Annotated in this window: 14 protein-coding genes, 1 pseudogene and 4 CRISPR repeat arrays; of the genes and pseudogenes, 5 read left to right on the top strand and 10 right to left on the bottom strand. The window is 70.4% G+C overall.

The genetic code is table 11. The features are described 5' to 3' along the window. Positions 1 to 207: 207 nt before the first annotated feature. The 8 genes and pseudogenes from ACFV18_RS03795 to cas5c form a co-directional block, all read right to left on the bottom strand. Positions 208 to 411, bottom strand: a complete 204-nt coding sequence (locus ACFV18_RS03795) for a hypothetical protein (protein ID WP_380478859.1) — start codon at positions 409 to 411, stop codon at positions 208 to 210. An 84-nt stretch (positions 412 to 495) separates the two neighbouring features. Next, a complete protein-coding gene (locus ACFV18_RS03800; protein ID WP_380478861.1) occupies positions 496 to 822 on the bottom strand; it encodes a hypothetical protein in 327 nt (108 codons plus the stop codon). Between the two features lie 330 nt (positions 823 to 1,152). Next, positions 1,153 to 2,286: a CRISPR direct-repeat array (repeat unit 37 nt; unit sequence GTTGCGATCCTCGGCCGTCCCGAAGGACGACCGCCAC). Between the two features lie 139 nt (positions 2,287 to 2,425). After that, positions 2,426 to 2,716 carry a CRISPR-associated endonuclease Cas2 gene (gene cas2, locus ACFV18_RS03805; RefSeq protein WP_380478863.1) on the bottom strand — a complete coding sequence of 97 codons (291 nt, stop codon included), beginning with the start codon at positions 2,714 to 2,716 and terminating at the stop codon, positions 2,426 to 2,428. Then, the gene (gene cas1c, locus ACFV18_RS03810; RefSeq protein ID WP_380478865.1) at positions 2,716 to 3,750 is read right to left on the bottom strand and encodes a type I-C CRISPR-associated endonuclease Cas1c; all 1,035 of its coding nucleotides are present in this window, start codon (positions 3,748 to 3,750) and stop codon (positions 2,716 to 2,718) included. Before cas1c ends, cas2 begins: the two co-directional genes overlap by 1 nt. A gap of 94 nt (positions 3,751 to 3,844) precedes the next feature. Next, a pseudogene (locus tag ACFV18_RS03815) lies at positions 3,845 to 4,213 on the bottom strand (Dna2/Cas4 domain-containing protein); the annotation flags it as partial. A gap of 200 nt (positions 4,214 to 4,413) precedes the next feature. After that, entirely contained in the window at positions 4,414 to 5,337 is a 924-nt protein-coding gene (gene cas7c / locus ACFV18_RS03820; RefSeq protein ID WP_380478867.1) for a type I-C CRISPR-associated protein Cas7/Csd2, read from the bottom strand. Positions 5,338 to 5,357: 20 nt separating this feature from the next. After that, on the bottom strand, positions 5,358 to 7,151 hold the full coding sequence (gene cas8c, locus ACFV18_RS03825) for a type I-C CRISPR-associated protein Cas8c/Csd1 (protein WP_380478869.1): 1,794 nt from the start codon (positions 7,149 to 7,151) through the stop codon (positions 5,358 to 5,360). A gap of 4 nt (positions 7,152 to 7,155) precedes the next feature. After that, positions 7,156 to 7,839: a type I-C CRISPR-associated protein Cas5c gene (cas5c, locus tag ACFV18_RS03830; protein ID WP_380478871.1), complete on the bottom strand. Its 684-nt coding sequence runs from the start codon at positions 7,837 to 7,839 to the stop codon at positions 7,156 to 7,158. Positions 7,840 to 8,181: 342 nt separating this feature from the next. After that, positions 8,182 to 9,774: direct repeats of the CRISPR family, unit length 37 nt; unit sequence GTTGCGATCCTCGGTCGCCCCGAAGGGCGACCGCCAC. Between the two features lie 4 nt (positions 9,775 to 9,778). Further along, positions 9,779 to 10,035: a CRISPR direct-repeat array (repeat unit 37 nt; unit sequence GTTGCGATCCTCGGCCGCCCCGAAGGGCGACCGCCAC). Positions 10,036 to 10,222: 187 nt separating this feature from the next. Here cas5c and ACFV18_RS03835 point away from each other — a divergent pair. Then, the gene (locus tag ACFV18_RS03835; RefSeq protein WP_380478873.1) at positions 10,223 to 12,466 is read left to right on the top strand and encodes a CRISPR-associated endonuclease Cas3''; all 2,244 of its coding nucleotides are present in this window, start codon (positions 10,223 to 10,225) and stop codon (positions 12,464 to 12,466) included. A gap of 115 nt (positions 12,467 to 12,581) precedes the next feature. Next, positions 12,582 to 13,642: direct repeats of the CRISPR family, unit length 37 nt; unit sequence GTTGCGATCCTCGGCCGCCCCGAAGGGCGACCGCCAC. 188 nt (positions 13,643 to 13,830) lie between these two features. Then, positions 13,831 to 14,391, top strand: a complete 561-nt coding sequence (locus tag ACFV18_RS03840) for a CRISPR-associated endonuclease Cas3'' (protein WP_380478875.1) — start codon at positions 13,831 to 13,833, stop codon at positions 14,389 to 14,391. A 2-nt stretch (positions 14,392 to 14,393) separates the two neighbouring features. On the opposite strand, the gene argS is transcribed toward ACFV18_RS03840, so the two are convergent. Beyond that, positions 14,394 to 16,154, bottom strand: a complete 1,761-nt coding sequence (argS, locus tag ACFV18_RS03845; protein WP_380478877.1) for an arginine--tRNA ligase — start codon at positions 16,152 to 16,154, stop codon at positions 14,394 to 14,396. A gap of 301 nt (positions 16,155 to 16,455) precedes the next feature. Here argS and ACFV18_RS03850 point away from each other — a divergent pair, with 301 nt between their 5' ends. After that, complete coding sequence (locus tag ACFV18_RS03850; protein WP_380478879.1) at positions 16,456 to 16,728, top strand: hypothetical protein; 273 nt, start codon at positions 16,456 to 16,458, stop codon at positions 16,726 to 16,728. 7 nt (positions 16,729 to 16,735) lie between these two features. On the opposite strand, the gene ACFV18_RS03855 is transcribed toward ACFV18_RS03850, so the two are convergent. Further along, positions 16,736 to 17,593 (bottom strand): methyltransferase domain-containing protein, encoded by an 858-nt coding sequence (locus ACFV18_RS03855; RefSeq protein ID WP_380478881.1) that lies wholly within the window; start codon positions 17,591 to 17,593, stop codon positions 16,736 to 16,738. Between the two features lie 548 nt (positions 17,594 to 18,141). On the opposite strand from ACFV18_RS03855, the gene ACFV18_RS03860 reads away from it, so the two are divergent. Further along, entirely contained in the window at positions 18,142 to 19,281 is a 1,140-nt protein-coding gene (locus ACFV18_RS03860; protein ID WP_380478883.1) for a hypothetical protein, read from the top strand. A gap of 391 nt (positions 19,282 to 19,672) precedes the next feature. Continuing rightward, positions 19,673 to 20,491, top strand: a complete 819-nt coding sequence (locus ACFV18_RS03865; protein ID WP_380478885.1) for a DUF5655 domain-containing protein — start codon at positions 19,673 to 19,675, stop codon at positions 20,489 to 20,491. The last annotated feature ends 412 nt before the right edge of the window (positions 20,492 to 20,903 follow it).

Consider the following 20,903-nt stretch of genomic DNA (forward strand, 5'->3'; position numbering starts at 1 on the left):
AATCGAATGCATACCGCCCATCAGGACGGGAGTAGGTGGCTGGGGCGATGCGGCCATCCCGGCTTCGGCTGGTGGCGGGGTCGCTCGCGCGTTCCGGCACCGGGCCGGACGCGTGACAACGCCCCTCGCGCCCGAAGGGCCCCAGGAGCAACCAGCTGGCTCCGCGCTTCTCCTCTCATCTGGCGAGGGAGGACAAGCACTGCCCCGTCAGTCGGTCCCACTACGGGCCCGCACCAGCAGTACGTCGCCCACCGTCAGCAGTCCGCCACCGGCCAGGCCGGCCCACGTCAGCGCCCCGGGCGCGCCCGTGTCCGGCAGGCCCGCACCGCCATGCGGCCGCGCCAAGGGGCCGCTGCGGCCGGGCGCCTTCGCGCAGACGCCCGCCCCCCGCGCCTGCCCTTCGGCGAGCATGCCTGCACCGCCACACAGACCTGTGCCTGGCCGCTGTGCACCGCCTCCCCTGCGGGTCCCACGCCGAGGCGGACGCGGCGTTGGTCACCTTGCCCGCCCGTCGGCGTCTGGTTCCGCCTCCATGGCCACGAGGAATCCCGAACCCACCCAGGCCGCGAACGCCACCAGCGGCCCCGGTATCCGCATTCCCCAGGGCCGCACGAGAGCGAGGGCCATGACGATCCCGGTGCCTGCCATGCCGATGGTCACGGTGTTGAGCACCACCCAGCCGGCCAGGCCGAATCCGTCGCCGATCGGTAAGAGTCCGGCGATCGCGCCGACCACCCACGAGACCTTGATCAACAGATAGGGCGTCATCACCAGCGCCGCCCCGTACGCAGCCGGCCGACCCACCCGGTCCAATCGATCCATTGCGGGTTCCCTCCTCAGTCGCGGGAACCACACCTTCATCCACTGCCCCGCCCCGTCACATCGTGCGCGGGTCGTGCGCGCATCATCCGCCAGGATGAAACTGGCCAACACCCGAGCCGAGCTTGGCGTGGTGGACGGAATGGCTGCGGCCGTAGCGGAGGAAGTCTTCCCCCGAGCAGAGCGGGCAGCAGCCGGCCTGCGAGGCGGTTCGTCCGGCAACGGGCCATCAAAATGGAATGGGCGCCCACTCGTGAACGAGGTTCCCCAGGTGCCGCCGCCGGACGCCGATGTAGCAGACGGCGAGCAGCGGACCGACGTCGCGGCAACAGTGTTGCGATCCTCGGCCGTCCCGAAGGACGACCGCCACGGACTGTTCCTGGCGCCCGCCTCCGGGGAGACGGATGTTGCGATCCTCGGCCGTCCCGAAGGACGACCGCCACCCCGGCCCGGCACCCGAGGTGCGGTACGTCGAACGGTTGCGATCCTCGGCCGTCCCGAAGGACGACCGCCACCTTGACCCGGTCGAGCGCGATGGGCGTGCCCTCGCCGTTGCGATCCTCGGCCGTCCCGAAGGACGACCGCCACCGGGCCGAGCTCCGCCCGGCGGGCGTAGATTGCGTCGTTGCGATCCTCGGCCGTCCCGAAGGACGACCGCCACCAGTGCGACGGCCGTGGTGGAGGCACTGTTCACCGGTTGCGATCCTCGGCCGTCCCGAAGGACGACCGCCACTGTGGCAGCAGCGGGGCGAGACGATGATCCCGGTGCAGTTGCGATCCTCGGCCGTCCCGAAGGACGACCGCCACGTCGACGTTCCGTGCCGAGGACAAGACGGGTGCCAGGTTGCGATCCTCGGCCGTCCCGAAGGACGACCGCCACGGCCCGCCCCCCGCAGCCGTCACGACACCCCCGGAAGGTTGCGATCCTCGGCCGTCCCGAAGGACGACCGCCACCCCGGCGCACCTCCGCGTGAGTCTGGGCAGACGAGATGTTGCGATCCTCGGCCGTCCCGAAGGACGACCGCCACCCGGCGCCGCACCCGGCACTGCTGCTGCCGCCGATGTTGCGATCCTCGGCCGTCCCGAAGGACGACCGCCACCCAGCTGATGATCGGCCGTGACGACGCAGCGCTCCGGTTGCGATCCTCGGCCGTCCCGAAGGACGACCGCCACCGGCGCGGGGTCACAGCCGGTAGGCCGGCCGCAGGAAGTTGCGATCCTCGGCCGTCCCGAAGGACGACCGCCACCGGCGCGGGGTCACAGCCGGTAGGCCGGCCGCAGGAAGTTGCGATCCTCGGCCGTCCCGAAGGACGACCGCCACCCACGGCCTCGGCCTGCTCGACTCCGGAGCCTGGGAGTTGCGATCCTCGGCCGTCCCGAAGGACGACCGCCACCGGGGCATCAGGGCGGTACCCGGGGGTATCGGGCGCGTTGCGATCCTCGGCCGTCCCGAAGGACGACCGCCACGGCATATAACCAGGGTGAACACGTCCCGAGTGACTGCGATGCGGAGGCTGTTCACCGGCTGATTCCGCTCAACTCGGACATCGCGCTTCGGTGCGATCCGCGTGGCGTGTGTGCACTTGGGGTTCCGAAGCTTGCTCTGTCACAGGATGAGGTCCTCACGGTGGCTTTGCACTTGGGCGATGCCGAGTGTCCGTACGTCGTTGAAGCCGTTGTGCGGGAGGCGGTAGATCCGGATGCTGTCGGTGTTCTCGTCGATGGTGTTGCCGATGTCGTTGAGGAGGTGCAGGAGGTCGACGTCGGTCGCGGCGATCTCGAAGACGGACTTCTGGACCCTCAGGCCGTGGCCTTCGCACAGCTTCGCGACTTTCCGGAGTCGGCGGCGGCCTTCGGGTGTGGTGGTGTCGACGCCGTAGGTGAGCAGCAGGTCCATCAGCCGGCCGTCCAGGGTAGGTATCCGGGGAGGTCGCCTCGGATGTGGCGGGCGAGGATGCGGCACTGCAGGACCGGGAGGAGTGCGGCGGGGACTGTCCGGCCGGCTGCCGGGTGTTCCCAGGGTTGGGTCTTCCATTCCTGCCAGGCGGCGAGGACCGTTTTGCGGCCGTCTTCGGTGAGGTTGACGGCTCCGCCTGCGAGGGTGTCGAAGTGGTGGGCCCTCAGTTCTCGGCGGTTGAGGAGGGTGAGGGCGAATCGGTCAGCGAGGACGGGCCGGAATTCTTCCATCAGGTCGAGGGCGAGTGCCGGTTTCGCGGGGCGCAGGCCGTGGAGGAAGCCGATGTAGGGGTCGAGGCCGATCTGTTCGATGGCGCCGTGGACGAGGTTGCGCAGCAGTCCGTAGGTGAAGGAGAGGGTGGCGTTGACGGGGTCGGTCGGTGGGCGGCGGTTGCGGTGGGTGAAGGCGGGGATGTCGTCGGTGGGGCGGTGTATGTCGCGGAGGGCGGCGAAGTAGTTGCGGGCGGCGTTGCCTTCGATGCCCATGAGGATGTCGAGCGAGTCCGTGTACTGGGTATCGGTGAGTGCTTCGGCGAGTTTGGCGGCGGCTACGCGGATGCGGGTCTGTGCGGTCGGGTTGGTGTCGCGGGCGGCGCGGAGCAGGATCCAGCGGCTGTTGCGGATTTTTCCGGCGACGGTGTTACGGGCGATGGCGAGTCGTTGGTGGGGGTCGGTGTGGGCGCGGTGTTGTTCGTGGCGCAGGAGGACGTTGCCGCGGACGGGGCCTTCGAGGCGTGCTTGGAAGCGTCCGCCGCGGGTCATCCAGGTGATGGGGCGTCCGTCCTGGGCGCAGCGGGTGAGGAGTTCGGTGGAGAGGTTGATGTGGCCGTAGAGGACGATGGCGTCGAGGCGTCGCAGGGGGAGGGTCTTGCGGCCGGGGGTGTCGGGGAGGTGGATGCGGAGGGCGTCCTGGTCGAGGCGGAGGTCGGTGCCTTGGGTTTGGACGTAGAGGGTGTTGAGGAGTTCGAGGGTCATGGGTGTGTGGAATCTTCGTCGGGGAGGGTGAGAGGTCGGTGAGGGCGTGGTGGTAGTGGCGGGTTCGGGTGAGGATGATGGGGATGCAGGTGGCGGCCATGGAGCAGCGGCGGCAGCGGTTGTCGTTTGCGGGTGGCGGTAGTTGGCGGGTGGTGAGGAGCTGGCGGACGGCCTGAGTGGTGGTGGCGACGCGTTGGTACAGTTCGGGGGTGATGGTGATGGTGTGGCGTCGTCGGTCGGCTGCGGAGTAGATCGCGGCGTGGGGTACGGGTTGTTGGAACATGTGTTGCAGGCAGATGGCTTGGGCTGCTGCTTGGACGTCGGCGGGTCCGCCCGGGTGGTAGCGGCCTGATTCGTGTTCGACGGGCGGGATGGTGCCGTTGTCGTGGAGTTCGACGGTGTCGCACGCTCCGGTGAGTCCCAGGTCGTCGTGCCAGACGCGGAGGGCGTACAGGGTGCGGATGGTGCCGCGTCCGCGGTTGCCGGGGGTGTCGACGCGTTGGTGGAGGAGGGTTCCGCGGGTGGTGGCGGCGTCCTCGGTGTTGCGATTCTCGGCCGTCCCGAAGGACGACCGCCATTAAGAGGGCAAACAGGTGTAGTGCTCCGGCCAGGAGAGGGCGACTTGGGGTTGGTCGCCGTCTCCCGGGCGGGGGTTGGGGTGGGTCATCCGACGATGCGGGTGAGGGTGACGCCCTTGTCGGCGAGGCCGGTTTCGTCGATGTCGATGGGGCCGTAGTCGGTGATGCTGCGGGCGGTGGCGTCGTGGAGCTGCTTGATGCGGATGCGGTCGAAGAGGGTGTGGGAGGGCAGGCGGCCGAAGGCGTCGTCGTGGGTGAAGACGTAGAGGCCGCGCAGGGCGAGGCTGCCGCGGGCGGCGGCGCGGTCGTGTTCGAACATGATCTCGAAGGCACGCCAGAACATGACGAGGTCGTCGCTGGTGACGCCGGTGCGCTTGGCGAGCGGGGCGCTGAAGTGGCCGGCTCCGCGGTACAGGGCGTAGGGGACGATGTGCTTGGTGCCCATCTCGGTCTCCTTGCCCTTCTTGTCCTCGGTGGGCTTGTTGAACGCGTCGACGTCTTCCTGCTTGGTGGGGGTGACGCGGGTGATGCCGATCTCGAGGGGGGTGATCGGGTCGATGGAGCGGGAGAAGGTGAGCTGCATGGGGCCCTGGACACGGCCGGCGGGCTTCTTGCCGGTGCTCATGACGGCGCCGAACATGCGGATGTCGTAGAACGTCTGGCACATCCAGGCGCGGGCGTCGGCCTGCTGGGTCTTGGCGCCGAGGGCCGTGTAGGCGCGTTCGTGCTGGCTGTTGAGGGCAACGCCGGCTTCGACGTAGATGTCGTAACCGGGCCTGGGCTGGTGCTGGTTGAGCATGGCGACGGTGTTGCGGATCTTGCGCTTGATGGCGACGTCGGTGATGAGGCCCTGCCCGGAGACGGGGTCGGTGCGGGGGCTTCCGCCGGCGTCGGGGTCGCCGTTGGGGTTGCTGTCGACGGCCTCGACGAGGAAGACGAAGTCGTGCTTGCGGGCGGGGTCGAGGTGGGCGTCGGTCATGGCGGTCTCGTTCTCCAAGAAGTGGTACACGGACGGGGATTGGCGTTTGGTCAGGAGGGCTGTTCGTCGGGGGTGTTCGCGGCGGCCTTGGCTGCCTTCGCGGCGGCTTTGGCAGCTGCTGCCACGGCGCGGGCGGCGAAGTCGGCGGCACGCTGCTGTTCGTAGCCGATGACGAAGCGGGCCTGCTCGCGGGGCGACAGGTGCGTGGGCGGGTCGTCGGTGAGCGCGCTGAGCACCTGCGCCAGCCGCTCGCTCAGGGCGGCGTGAGCACCCGGCTTGTCACGGCGCAGGCGCTTGAGGTGGGCGTTGGCGCCGTGGCGGAGGTTGGCCAGGACCGCGGCCGGGGCGGTCATCGCGGTGCCGAAGTACTTGTCGCCGATGGTGGCCTTCACGTCGGGCAGGGCCGCCGCCTGGATCGCCTCCAGGACGGCGAACGCCCGCCCGCACAGGTAGGCGGGGTCGGTGCTGTCGGAGTCGAGCCTGGGCATCGGGCGGTCCGTTCGGTCGTGGGAGCGGTTGAGGGCGAGGCGCAGCAGCGCGGTGCGCGGGGCGTCGATGCGGTGGTCGGCGCGGATGCGCTGGAGCAGGAGCGGGAGCAGGCGCGCCGGTGGCGGGGTGCGGCGCAGGGCGCTGTGCAGGAGTTCGCGTTCGATGCCGTGGGGTGCGGTGCCCTTGACGTACTGGGTGCCGTTGTGGCGGCCGGCGGCGAGGGTGAGGTGCCACAGGGCCAGGTAGCGGGTGGTGCCGCGCCAACCGTCGTGGACGCCGTGGTCCTCGAACCAGGCGCCGAGGTTGGCCTTGACGGTGTGCAGGGGGACGTCGAGCCATTCCCGCACCACGGTGCGGGCGTTGTTCAGGCCCAGGGTGAGGGCGTAGAAGTCGTTGGGGTCGACGCGGCCGGCGGCGGCCGGGTCGGGGGTGTGGTGGAGGGTGTCGATGAGGTGGGCGACGGCGTCCGGATCCGGGTCGTTGTCGTCGATGAGCTCGATGAGCGGCTCGTCGACGGGCTCGCGCGTCCACCACAGCAGCACGCCGTCGGACAGGGAACGGCGGTGCCGGGCGGAGGCGAGCATGGTGTTGAGCGCGGCCATGGAGCGGCTTCCGCAGCGGTCGCACACCGGGGTGTTGACCAGCTTGACAGCTCCGCCCCTACCCTGCGCGGGCGAGTTGACGCTCACCAGCTGCGCCTCGTTACTGCCCCCGGTCGACGGGATCGTGCCCTTCCTGATCGGCTCGGGGATCGTCGACAGCAGGTCGCCCGGCTCGCCGCACACCAGGCACAGCTCCTGCTGCGCACCGCCAGCACCCTTGCGCTCGCGCACGACGCGCGCCCACAACTCCCGCACCGATGCACGCTCGTGCAGCCAGCGGCCGTCCACCAGTACGCCGACCGTGTGCCGGGCGTCCACCTCCGGAGGAATCCTGTCCTTGGCGAGGCCGCGGGTGAGCACCTCCAGAGCCAGGCCGGCCGACGGATCGTCAGGCACCTCGTCCGCCCAGCGGCGCAGCAGGGCGAGGTACTCCCCTCTTCGGCGGGCGGCCTCGGCCACGTCCTTCTCGCTCGGCCCGTGTTCGTCGCCTTCGCCGCGGGCTCGGCCGAGGACGAACTCGGCGGTGTCCACCAGCAGGAACGGCGGTACGCGCGTTCCCGACCGCTGCACGTACGGCACCGCCTCGACGGTCGCCTCGCCCCGTGACTTCGGCGGCGGCCGACGATCGGCCAAAGACGGGGCCGCGCCACCGGTCGTGATCACCAGCGCCCAGTCGACCTGCCGGTACCGATAGAACTCCGGCGGCAGGCCCTCCAACCGCCCGGCCTGCTCGGCCAACCGCTGCAGCAGCACCGGCTCACCCCTCGCCGTCGACACGCCACGGTGCCGACGGCATCGCCACCGCGTCCGCGGACAGCGGCTCCTCGGGCACCTCCATCACCCCGTCCACCAGCCGCGCACGGAACCACCGGTAGCGCTCGCCCTTCGGCGTGTAGACGATCGAGTGCAGCATCACCCCCAGCTCCTCGATCCGCCCCGCCGGCGCGGGCGCCTCGCTCGCCGGCCCGAACGAGGCGCTGAACTCCCGGCACCCCAGGAACGGCTGCGAGAAACACGCACCCCGATCCACCCGCCGGCGCAGCTGCTCCCGGAACTTCTCCTCCGGCGCGTTCGCGTGCCGCGCCACCACGATCTGCGCCCGGATCCGGTACGCGACGTCCGCCAGCGCCATCGTGTTCCGCTGGTCCCGATCCTCCTCCACGTCGTACCGGGCGCCCGGGACGGTCTGGAGCTCCTGCACCTTCTTCGCCGTGACGACCGACTTCACCTCGTTGCGACGCACCTGCATCCACTGCACCGGCCGCAGCACCTCGATCGCCCGCACCACATACCGGAACTCGGGCTTCCAGTAGATCGCCTCCAACACCCCCGTCGCGGCCGACGGAGTCATCACCGGATAGCTCACCCGCTCCGACTTCAACTCCGGCCTGGTGAAACACGCAAGAGGCCCCCACACCTCCACCACCAGATCCGGGAACACCCACCCCGCATTCCCCCGACGACGAGCAAGAGCATCCCGCTCCCCCGCCGCAGCAACCCTTCCGGCCACCACAATCGCCTTTCCGTACACAGAAAATGACGCAACATCAGTTCTGCTGCGCCGAGGCGACCGTAGACCAGCCCACCGACAACGACCGGAGCGCAGACTCCCCCGCACCCGCCATGGAGAACAGGTTCGGTCGGCATCAGCCAAAAAACAGACAGAAAGTTCAACAAACCCCACCCCGAAGACCAGCCGGGGACTTGTGACGACCGATCCGCGACCGAACAGCAGTCAAAAATGACCGGAAATCTCCATGCCGCACGGCCACAGTTCTGCCCGGTTGCGATCCTCGGCCGTCCCGAAGGACGACCGCCACCCACGGCGCGACCGTCCTGCGATGGTCGACACCGCTGTTGCGATCCTCGGTCGCCCCGAAGGGCGACCGCCACCCCGCTGCCGGTCGTCCGTTCCGGCCGAGGCAAGGGGTTGCGATCCTCGGTCGCCCCGAAGGGCGACCGCCACTGGGCGGCCGGGGACGACAGCGATTCCAGCGTCCCGGCCAGGGCGGTTGCGATCCTCGGTCGCCCCGAAGGGCGACCGCCACCGGTCCCCCGCTTCGGCAGCGGCCGCCGCTGCGGAGCGGTTGCGATCCTCGGTCGCCCCGAAGGGCGACCGCCACGACCATCAGGTGCGGTTCCTCGTAGAAGGTTTGCCAGTTGCGATCCTCGGTCGCCCCGAAGGGCGACCGCCACCTTGGCTTCGATGAAGGACGGCCGGTCGGACAGGGTGTTGCGATCCTCGGTCGCCCCGAAGGGCGACCGCCACGCTGGCGCAGGAATCCGGGCTGCTGTCCCTACTGCAGTTGCGATCCTCGGTCGCCCCGAAGGGCGACCGCCACCCGCCGCTTCCAGGGAGATCGCGTGTACCGCGCAGCCGTTGCGATCCTCGGTCGCCCCGAAGGGCGACCGCCACTACCGGGTGGTGATCTCGCGGGTGGCGGCGAACCGGTTGCGATCCTCGGTCGCCCCGAAGGGCGACCGCCACGCGACTGTCCAACCGCGACAGGCAGTGGGTTGAGGTGTTGCGATCCTCGGTCGCCCCGAAGGGCGACCGCCACCCCGGGGGTCCTCCGGCCGGGAGTCGTACGCCTCGCTGTTGCGATCCTCGGTCGCCCCGAAGGGCGACCGCCACACCGTGTTCCTCGACCCGTCCGGCGACGGGCCGGGGTTGCGATCCTCGGTCGCCCCGAAGGGCGACCGCCACCGCGGGTGTCACGCGGGTGATGGCGCTGCCCGCGGTGTTGCGATCCTCGGTCGCCCCGAAGGACGACCGCCACCCCGCGAACTTCTTCTACCCCCTCGTCAGCGCGTTCGTGTTGCGATCCTCGGTCGCCCCGAAGGACGACCGCCACTTGGTCGGGTGCTGGGCGTAACCCGGCGTACTGTGCAGTTGCGATCCTCGGTCGCCCCGAAGGACGACCGCCACGCGGCGGGCGACGGTGGCGGTGCGGGCGCGGTGCTTCACGTTGCGATCCTCGGTCGCCCCGAAGGACGACCGCCACGCGGCGGGCGACGGTGGCGGTGCGGGCGCGGTGCTTCACGTTGCGATCCTCGGCCGCCCCGAAGGGCGACCGCCACCCCTGACCTCGGCCTACGCACAGCTCCCCGGAGCAAAGTTGCGATCCTCGGTCGCCCCGAAGGGCGACCGCCACTGGTCGGCGACCTGATCCCGCCCTGGTACGGGACCCAGTTGCGATCCTCGGTCGCCCCGAAGGGCGACCGCCACCCCAGGCTCCGCGGCCGAGGCCGGTCTGCATGTGGGGTTGCGATCCTCGGTCGCCCCGAAGGGCGACCGCCACCCGGGTCCAGGTACGGCGGCGCGTAGATCCCCGCGTCGTTGCGATCCTCGGCCGCCCCGAAGGGGTCGCCCAGTGCGGGTTGCGATCCTCGGCCGCCCCGAAGGGCGACCGCCACGCAGTTGGCCGACTGGCTCGCGCGGACCGGCATGTCGTTGCGATCCTCGGCCGCCCCGAAGGGCGACCGCCACCGTCGGTGCAGGTGCGCAGCGCCTTCGTGGCGGTGTCGTTGCGATCCTCGGCCGCCCCGAAGGGCGACCGCCACAGTTTTTTCAGGTCGGAGTGGCACCGGCCCCGCCCAGTTGCGATCCTCGGCCGCCCCGAAGGGCGACCGCCACACCGGCCCAGCGGAAACCGGCTGTCTCTCGCGCTTTTGCGCGACCAACCGGACAGGCAAATCCACAGAGTTCGGACATCCTGCTTCGGTGCGATCCGCGTGTCGGCTGCACACTTGGGGTTCCGAACCGCTGCCCGCCGACGTCAGTCAGCAGCGGTACGGTCCGGCCCGTGAACAAGGCAACCACTATGGACAGTTCAAACAGCGAAGCGGCACCACTGTGGGCCCACAGCCGGAACCTACCAGGTACCCGCCACACCCTGGAGGACCATCTCCGGGGATCCGCCTCGCTGGCACGCCGGTTCGGATCGGCCTTCGGCGCACGCGAGTTGGCCGAGTACCTGGCACTGGTCCACGACGCCGGGAAGGGCTCGTGCGCCTGGCAGCACGGCCTGGACGAGGCGGAGAAGAAGCAGAGCAAGGTCGGCGTCCCCCACAAGGAGGCCGGCGCGTGGCTGGCCGCCTCGCATGCGGGGGTCCCGTTCGGCGCCGTCGTGCAGGGGCACCACGGTGGACTCCCCGAACTCCAGGCGGTGAAGGACCTCGTCCACGCCGTGAAGACCGGCGCCCACGCGAACCAGGCGCTGATCGAGGAGGCGATCGCCCGCACGGCGGCCGTCGTCCCCGAGATCGTCCCGACCAGTCGCATCCCCCTGCCGGCCTGGCTCGCCCGCGCGGCAGGCCCGGAAGGCAAGTTGAACCGTGACCTGCTGGTGCGGATGCTGTTCAGCTGCGTGGTCGATGCCGACTTCCTCGACACCAGCGCCCACTTCGCGAACACGCCTGCGCAGGTCCGGGCCGACGCCGACATGACGCACCTGCTGGAGGTCTTCGACACGCGCCGGAACGAAGCCCTGTCCCGGCGCCGCGCCTCGAAGATCGACGGCATCCGCCGGCGGGTCTACGAGGAGACGGTGGCCGCAGCGACCGGCGCGCCCGGCATGTACGTGCTCCACGTGCCCACCGGCGGCGGGAAGACCCTCACCTCCGCCGGCTTCGCCCTGCACCACGCCGTCGCGCACGGCCACCGCCGTGTCGTCGTCGCTGTCCCCTACACGAGCATCACCCAGCAGAACGCCCGCACCTACCGTCGCATGCTCGACCCCGACGACCCGGACCTTCCCCCGACCGTCCTGGAGCACCACAGTTCGGTCGATCTGGACGGCGCTAAGGGAACCTGGGCGCGCACCGCTGCCGAGAACTGGGACGCGCCGTTCGTCGTCACCACCACCGTCCAGCTCTTCGAATCGCTCTTCTCCCACCGGCCCGCCGCCATGCGCAAGATCCACCGCCTGGCCGGCGCGGTCATCGTCCTCGACGAGGTCCAGGCCCTGCCGGACCGGCTCCTGGCCCCGATCCTCAGCGCCCTGCGCGGCCTGGTCGACCACTTCGGCGCCGCCGTCGTCCTCACCTCCGCCACCCAGCCCGCTTTCTGGTCCCTCGCCCAGCTCGACGGCCTCCCCCGCCGCCAACTCATCGCCGACCCAGCCGAGTTGTTCGAGAAACTTCGGCGCGTCACCTACGACTGGCGCACCGGCCCCGACGTCACCTGGGAGTCGATGGCCGACGAGATCGGCCGGCGCAGCGGCCGCCAGACACTGACCGTGGTGAACACCACCAAGGACGCCGCACACCTGCACCGCCTCCTGGAAGAACGGGCGAGCGGCACCGTCCTGCACCTGTCCACCCGGATGACCGCCGGCCACCGCGGCGGCGTCATCGAACACATCCGCAGGCTCCTGGAGCCCGGCAGCGACGTCCACGTCGTGTCCACCCAGCTGATCGAGGCCGGCGTCGACCTCGACTTCCCCCGTGTGTTCCGCGCCTGGGCGCCCGCGGAGTCCCTGCAGCAGGCCGCCGGCCGGTGCAACCGTGAAGGCCACCAGGACGAAGGCACTGTCGTCGTCTTCAAGGTCCACGACGCCGGACAGCCCCGCGACAAGGCCTACACCGCCGCACTCGACGCCACCGCCGCCCACATCGGCCCGGACCTCGCCCGACCCGACAACCTCGACGCCCTCGACAAGTACTACCCGCTGCGCTACACCCTCCAAGGCAGCGGCCCCACCGGCATGGGCGCCCACATCGACACCCTGCGCGCCCAACTCGACTTCCCCGCCGTAGACGACGCCTTCCGCATGATCGACAACACCCTCAACCAGCCCGTCGTCGTCATCCGCGACGAAGCCCACCGCGCCGCCGTCGAAGCCGACATCACCGCCCTCAGATCCCCCTACCCGTGCGGCCCGGAACCCTTGCGCCGGCTCCAGCCCCACACCGCCCAACTCCCCCGCCACGAAGCCGACACCGCCCTCACCGCCGGCCTCGCCGAACCCGTCATCGGCAACCTCCTCCTGTGGAACGGCACCTACCACCCCCACCGCGGACTCGACCCCGCCCAACCCGAAGACCGAACCGCCTTCCTCCTCTGAGTCCTCCTCAGCGCGGAAACCGCCCCGGAGCCTCCCTCGTTCCACGCACGCCGACCACGAGACCGCACTTGGGCGCAGTCCCGACCTGGTGGGCGCGCCGGACCGCGTCGGCAACGTTGCGATCCTCGGCCGCCCCGGAGGACGACCGCCACCGCTGGCCCGGCCCGGCACCGGACGTGCAGTACATGGTTGCGATCCTCAGCCGCCCCGAAGGGCGACCGCCACGTCAGCGCGAGGGCGGCGACCGCCAGCAGCGACAGGTTGCGATCCTCGGCCGCCCCGGAGGGCGACCGCCACGCGAGGTAGCCGCCGTCCTGGTGCTCGCTCACCTCGGAGTTGCGATCCTCGGCCGCCCCGGAGGGCGACCGCCACACGGACTGGGTGCCGACGAATTGCGGCGGGCCAGCGAGGTTGCGATCCTCGGCCGCACCGGAGGGCGACCGCCACACTGCGGGTTGGGCTGACGGGCGGGTCTGGTCTGCGGGTTGCGATCCTCGGCCGCACCGAAGGGCGACCGCCACGCTGGCCCCGGCCGATCATGCCCGCGACCCCCTTGCGGTTGCGATCCTCGGCCGCCCCGCAGGGCGACCGCCACGACGACCTTGGGCTCCCTGGGTTCAGCGCAGCCGGGGTTGCGATCCTCGGCCGCCCCGCAGGGCGACCGCCACGTAGAGCACGGTCGCGGCCAGCACCCCGGCGATGGTATTGCGATCCTCGGCCGCACCGGAGGACGACCGCCACCTCCGACTCATGCGTCCACGTCGCCGCGGTCGACGTTGCGATCCTCGGCCGCCCCGCAGGGCGACCGCCACTGCCAGCTGCGGGCCGGACCGCTCAACGTAGTCGAGGTTGCGATCCTCGGCCGCCCCGAAGGGCGACCGCCACTTGAGCCGGTCCGGAGTGCCACCCCCGTCCGACATGTTGCGATCCTCGGCCGCCCCGAAGGGCGACCGCCACCCGTCTCCTGGCCTCGGAGATCGTCCGGGGCGACATGTTGCGATCCTCGGCCGCCCCGAAGGGCGACCGCCACCCCGCCGGCCGCCTGCACCGGGCGGCCGGCCAACCCGTTGCGATCCTCGGCCGCCCCGAAGGGCGACCGCCACCCTGCAGCAGCAGGCCGCCCACATGACCGCCGACGCGTTGCGATCCTCGGCCGCCCCGAAGGGCGACCGCCACACCGGCCCATCAGCAGAAACCGGCCTTCTCACGTGCTCTTGCGCGACCACCGGACAGGCAAATCTACAGACTTCGGACATCCTGCTTCGGTGCGATCCGCGTGTCGGCTGCACACTCGGGGTTCCGAACCGCTGCCCGCCGACGTCAGTCAGCAGCGGTACGGTCCGGCCGTGAACAAGGTAACCACTATGGACAGTTCAAACAGCGAAGCGGCACCACTGTGGGCCCACAGCCGGAACCTACCAGGTGCCCGCCACACTCTGGAGGACCATCTCCGGGGTTCTGCCTCGCTGGCGCGCCGGTTCGGATCGCCCTTCGGCGCAGGCGAGTTGGCCGAGTACCTGGCGCTGGTCCACGACGTCGGGAAGGGCTCGTGCGCCTGGCAGCACGGCCTGGACGAGGCGGAGAAGAAGCAGGGCAAGGTCGCCGTCCCCCACAAGGAGGCCGGCGCGTGGCTGGCCACCTCGCACGCGGGAGTCCCGTTCGGCGCCGTCGTGCAGGGGCACCACGGTGGACTCCCCAAACTCCAGGTCATCGCCCGCACGGCGGCCGTCGCCCCGAAGATCGCCCCGACCGGACGCATCCCCCTGCCGGCCTGGCTCGCCCGCGCGACAGGCCTGGCCTGCGAGCTGAGCCGTGACGTGCTGATGCGGATGCTGTTCAGCTGCGTGGTCGACGCCGACTTCCTCGACACCAGCGCCCACTTCGCCAACACGCCCGCGCAGGTACAGGCCGACAGCCGCCTATAGAGCTACAACCTCTCGGGCGTTCCGATGCCGAGGAGGTCCATGCCCTGCCGGAGGGTCTGGCCGGTGAGCTGGCAGAGCAGCAGGCGGGTCCCCATGACCTCGGAGCTGGGGGCCTTGAGGACGGGGCAGCGCTCGTAGAAGGTGGTGTACGCCGACGCCAGGTTGTGCAGGTAGGCGCAGAGGCGGTGTGGCTCGAACGTGGTGGTGACCTGGGTGATGGTGGCGCCGAACTCGTCGAGGAGGAGGCCGAGGGCGCGTTCGGCCGGTTCCAGGGCGAGGTCCTGATGGGCGGTGGGGGTGACGGTGTCGGGGGCCTTGCGCAGGATGGACTGGATGCGGGCGTAGGCGTACTGGAGGTAGGTGCCGGTGTCGCCGTTGAGGGAGACCATGCGGTCGGCGTCGAAGATGTAGTCGCGGGTGCGGGAGGTCGAGAGGTCGGCGTACTTGACCGCGCCGATGCCGACCTGCTTGGCGCGGTCTTCGAGTTCCTCGGTGGCGAGTTGGGGGCTCTTCTCGGAGACGACGGTGCGGGCGCGGTCGACGGCTTCGTCGAGGAGGTCCATGAGGCGGACGGTCTCGCCGGAGCGGGTCTTGAAGGGCTTGCCGTCCTTGCCGAGGACGGTGCCGAAGCCGAGGTGCAGGGCGCGGACGTTGTCGGGGAGCCAGCCTGCGCGGCGGGCGGTTTCGAAGACCATCTGGAAGTGGAGGGCCTGGCGGCTGTCGACGACGTAGAGGAGCTGGTCGGCGCCGAGCAGGCCGACGCGGTCGCGGATGGCGGCGAGGTCGGTGGTGGCGTAGCCGTAGCCGCCGTCGCTCTTCTGGACGATCAGCGGGGTGGGTTCGCCGTTGGGGCCCTTGATGTCGTCGAAGAAGACGCACAGGGCGCCGTCGGAGCGGACGGCGACGCCGGACGCTTCGAGGTCGGCGCACACGTCGGCGAGCATGGGGTTGTAGTAGCTCTCGCCGATGGCGTCGGCGTCTTCGAGGAGGACGCCGAGACGGGCGTAGACGGCTTCGAAGTAGACCTTCGACTCGTCGACCATGCCCTGCCAGGAGGCGACGGTCTCGGCGTGGCCGGCCTGCAGCTCGACGACGCGCTGGCGGGCGCGGTCGGCGAAGTCGGTGTCACTGTCGAACTTGGCACGCGACGCCTTGTACAGGCGGTTCAGCCGGGACATCGACGGCCCGGAGTCGTCCGGCTCGGTGCCGTCGCCGAGCTCGTCGGGGTGCTCGATGAGGTACTGGATGAGCATGCCGAACTGCGTGCCCCAGTCCCCGAGATGGTTGCGCCGAATCACCTTCTCTCCGCTGAACTCCAGAGTGCGCACCAGCGCGTCGCCGATGATCGTCGAGCGCAGGTGCCCGACGTGCATCTCCTTGGCGATGTTCGGCTGGCTGTAGTCGATCACCGTGACGCCGGCCTCGGCGTCGCTGCCGACACCGAGTCGGGCGTCGGCAGCACGGGCGGCCAGGCTCTCGAGGATGGCGGCGTCGGTGACGGTGACGTTGATGAAGCCGGGCCCGGAGACCTCCAGGTTCGCGATCACCTGGTCAGAACCAAGGTTCTCGAGCACACGCGCGGCCACCTCGCGAGGGTTCGCGCGCATCGGCTTGGCCAGGCTCATGATGCCGTTGGCCTGGAAGTCGGCGCGGTCACTTCGTCGCAGCTGGGGGTCGCTGTCCGCGGCGTCGGGGAACGCAGTGGAGATCGCCTGTGCGAAGCGCTCGCGCAGCGCGTCGGCGATGGAGAGGACCGTAGGCATAGAACGAAGGACCACTTCTGTGAGAGGGCGGATCCGCGGCCGGGCCGCAGGCGTCGCACAGCGCCGCAACGTCGAGTCAGCCAGCGTCGTCTGCCGAGTATCCCATTCCCCCCACAGCCAACGGCCCAACTTCCTTCGCTACGGAGCGCAGCCCGAACACTCAAGACCGTTGATCGCAGCTCATCCTGAGTGGCCATCAGCAACAAGCACGAACCCGCCCGACGTGGGGAAAGCAAGCGTTCGCCACGCTCCGATCCCTCGCGCACGCCGCCGCCAGGATCAGGTCGGCATCGTCACCCTGATGACCTCCACCGAAGCGGAACGACGGCTGGCCGCAGACCTCCTCGGAGAACGCCTCCACCTCATCCACGTCCACGCCCCCGAACCGGTGCGCCACGCCCGCGACGCCGTCCGCGCCTACCGGACCAACCCGGCACCGGACGCGCCGGAGCTGTCGTGGTCCGGCCCCGAACAGCCCGCGCTGGCGCTCGACACCACGGTCCCTCTCAACACCACCGCGAACGCCCTGTACACCTTCGCCGCCACCGTCCTCGCGAACGCCACTTCTCCATAGACATCGGTCAAGCAGCAGTCGGGAGATGCGGCATCGAACCGGCTCTCACGGGGGCCGTCTGCCGCCCGTCGTGCGAGCCGGCCCCATGCCCGCTGCGGCCGCCCCTGGCCTTCTCCGCCACCGCGATGAACGCCAGCTCGGAGAAGAAGAAGCCACCCAGCCGGTCCGCATCGCACACCGAGGTGTACCAAGCCTCGACCTCTTCAGGGGCGACCGCGCCACGACCGTGCCTGGCGGCGGACAGCAGGGCCTTCCGGGTCTGGCCAACCCGGTCCTGTGCGTGCCCCGTGAACTCGGTCGACCACGCCAGCAGCGGCTCGACGCCGACGAGGTCCAGCGGGCTGCGGGCGAGGAGCAGCCCGAGCTTGCGGCCGATCCTGCCATCCGTGTGATCCATCCAGCTCTGCGCGTCGTCTGCGAACGCGTGGCACACCCGCCGGTCGAGATCGGTGTCCGCGCCCGCGACGACGATCGAGTCGAAGTCGACGTGCGCGATGACCGCCCGCCCGCCAGGCCGGAGGACTCGTGCCACCTCGGCCAGCATCTCCTTCGGGTTCGGCAGGCACTCGATGGTGTTGTACGACAGGACGACGTCCACGCTCTCGTCGGAGCACGGGAGAGGATCGCGCAGATCCGCAACGATCGCCGCCGTCGACCCCTTGTGGCCTGCCAGACCCACCCGGGCCTGGTGCAGCGACGCCGCCGAACGGTCGATCCCGATGAGGGAAGCCTGCGGCGCTATCCGGCTGACGGCCCGCAGCGTCGGTCCCGCACCGCAGCCGAGATCAACAACAACCTGGCCGGGTTCCTGCAAGCGGGCCAGCTCCGCAAGGCGCGCGTGGATCGGCTCGGCACTGTCGGACACGACGCAGCCCTCGTCCCCTGTTCACGCCATAGCCCGAGATGGCGGCACCAAGAGTTCGGATTTGCACCATATGACATGCTTCGAGATGCCTCATCCCGAGAAGAGAACCCACCCCCCATGGCTCGCCCCTTCGAGCCACCGGCCACTCCAGCCGCACGTCCCACCAGGCGAAGAACACCCAGCCCCACAGCCGAAGCCGCAGCCACCTGCCGCCCCGAGTGCCTCCTGGAGTCGGCCGAGAACGCCGCCGCTGGTAGCCGACGAGCCCCGGCATGCGCGGGCCGAACCTGCCCCTTGCGCAGGTCGGAACCTCCCATCCGGCGGTCACTCGAGCACGATGGTCTCCGCGATCCACTCGCACCGCTGGTCTCGGCCGAACCCGCCGAGGAGCCCGCAACCCGGGCTCAACCGCCTCTGCCCACGAGGGGGCTCGCCCTCTCCCGGCCGTCGACGCCAGCCAGCTGCACGAGCCAGAGCGTTCTGACGATGCGCCAGAATGGCTCGATGCCCGGCGACGCCGCCGAGCAGATCACCGGAGGTGCGGCTTCATGACCCGCTACAGCATCGACTCCGAACGGCACGAACTGATCGCCACCTGGGGAACCGGTGAGGGTGATCTCGCCACCCGTATCGCCGCCCTCCCGGCCGGCACGGACACGGACGCGCTACTGCGCCTGGCCCGCGCCCTCACCCACCTGTCCGAGGCCGCGTGGCGTACCTACACCCACCCGGCCAGCGCCACTGCCTCCCAGGACCCCAACACCGAGGGCTGGCGCCGCGAACAGGAACGCGGGCACTTCGGCGCGGTCGCGGACGCGATCGCCAAGCCGAACCTGCCCAGCGGCGGCGCGACGATCGTCACCTACAGCCGCCTACTCGAATCCGCCCACCAGACCGGCCGCTCCCTCCACGAACTCGCCGACACGGCGCTGACGGAAGCCGTCCTGGGCGAGGCCGCCACCGAGCTCGCCGCTGTGGAGAACGCCGAACTCGGCGACCTCACCGGCCGCGCCCAGCAGGCCGTCCTCCTCAGCCGGGAGGACGCCTCCCCCGTCGTCGCCGCCGCCAACCGGTTCCTCGAACAGGACCCCTTCGGCCCGGCCGAGCTGTTCTCCGCCGTCGATCCCACCGCGGCCGCCGTCGCCGCGGCCCACTGGCTCGCCGCCGCAGCCGAAGTCACTGCCGACGCCTCCGGCCACGACGCCGTCGACGTCGTCCAGGAAGCCGACAACATCGAAGCCCTCCCCCACGAGACCCCCACTCTCGTCCTCGGCCTCATCGACGCCGGCGCCACTCCGTACGAAGCCGTCACCAACCTTGTGCGCCACGCCCTGCGCATCACCGACGGACTCCTGCCCGACCCCGACGCCCTGCGCGAACAGCTCGACGACCTGGAGGAGACCCTCGCCGACTACGGCGACGACGCGCCCGACCTCGCCGACGTCGAACTGCGCCTGACTCCGCTCGACCCGAAGCGCCCGGCCCGCGACCTCCTCGAAGACCTCCTCACCGGCATCCACGCGTGCTGGCTCCTCCACACCGAGTACGACGACCTCGACGACGAGGACGACGACACCAGCGCGGAAGTCTGGACCGACGAACAGGCCGAACAGCACCAGCGGCGCAGCCGCAAGCGCTTCGCCCAGCTCGTCCGCGAGGCCACCGCCCACCGCGAACCGCTCGTCTGACCAAGGGCCGGGCGCGCGCGTGGGCTCGGTGGTCCAAAGCGTGGCGACGAACCCTATGGCTCAGAACATGGTTCTCACCGGAATCGGGACAGCTACTGGGCTGCCGGTGCCGCAACTGCCCCAGTAGAGCTGCCACGTCGAGAACACCGGCCCACCGGCGTTCCCCTCTATTCCCTGCTGACGCAAAGTGCGATAAACGCAACAAGAACTAGATTGTCCTGCTTCCGGCATGTACATTGTCCGGCTCATCCCCGGGTAGTCCGGTGGATGGTGTGCTGGGGGGTACGTGGCGGGTCTGCAGGTGTTCCGCGTTTCTGATGGGGATGTTCATCGTGTCGGGGGCGACACCGTGGAGCTGGAGCGCCATCTCCAGGCTCTCGTTGAGGCGAACATGGAGGAGATGCTGGGCGGTGTCCGCTTCCTGGCGAGCGAGTACTCCACCGGTCCGGTGCACCGGGGCCGGATCGACAGCCTCGGTCTGGACGAGGACGGCAGCCCGGTGCTGATCGAGTACAAGCGCACGAGCAGCGAGTCGGTCCTGGCGCAGGGGCTGTTCTACCTCTCGTGGCTGGTGGAGAACCGCGCCGAGTTCGAGGCGCTCGTCGAGCAGCGGCTCGGCGCCGAGGTCGCCGAGCAGGTGGACTGGAGCAACCCTCGGGTGGTCTGCATCGCGGCAGACTTCACCCGGTACGACCTGGTGGCGGCCGGGATGTCCCACCACCGGATCGACATGGTGGTCTACCGGCGCTACGGGGACGACCTGGTGACGCTGGAGCTGGCGGCGTCGGTCGCCGGCGGGTGCGGCGCCCTCTCGGGTCGGCGGACGGAACTTGCCCGCCCGGTCGCGGCCAGCCGCCGGACAGTCACCGACGTCCTCGCGCAGGCCAGTGGCGAGATCCGCGGGCTGTACGAGGAGCTCGACGCCCGACTGCTCGACCTGGGCGAGGGCCACGCGGTGCCGCTGCAGCACTACGTTGCCTACCGCCGCCGACGGAACTTCGCCTGCGTCCGGGTGCTGGCGCAGGCTCAGGCTCTGGTCATCTTCCTGCGGGTCGACCCGACGACGGTCCACCTGGTCCCGGGCTGGACCCGGGACGTCCGGAGAATCGGGCACCTCGGGACGGGCGAGCTGGAGGTCCGGATCGGGTCGGTGGAGGACCTCGATCGGTCGATGGAGCTGCTGCGCACGAGCTACGCGGCTGCCGCGTAGCTCGTCAACGGCGATGGGCCGCACCCCTTCGGGCGAATTCCAGGGGTGCGGCCCATCGCCGTTGGTTGGCCCGCTCGTTCAAGGGCCGGGTCCGCGGGGCGGACCGTGACCTTCAGCGGTGCCGGGTTGGCCAGCGAGGCGGTTACCGCCGGCGGGGCCGAGAAGGCGGGGGTGGTGCGGTGGCGGTCGGTTCGCTTGCCCGCGGGGCGGAGGCCGAGTTGATGCCTGCTGGATGTGGGCGCGGCGGGCGGCCCAGCGGCTCAGGTCGAGCTGGTAGGTCCGGGCTTCCTCCCCTCCAACAAGGCTCGGGTGAGGGGCTGCGGGCTGATGGTCCTGGGGGTTCGGCTGTTCGATGTATTGGTCCTCTGCGTCAGGGGGTGGCGGTTCCCGGCGCCGCCGGGAGTCGAGCGGG

It is taken from the genome of Kitasatospora sp. NPDC059673, assembly GCF_042734215.1.
In the GTDB taxonomy this organism is placed as follows: Bacteria; Actinomycetota; Actinomycetes; order Streptomycetales; family Streptomycetaceae; genus Kitasatospora.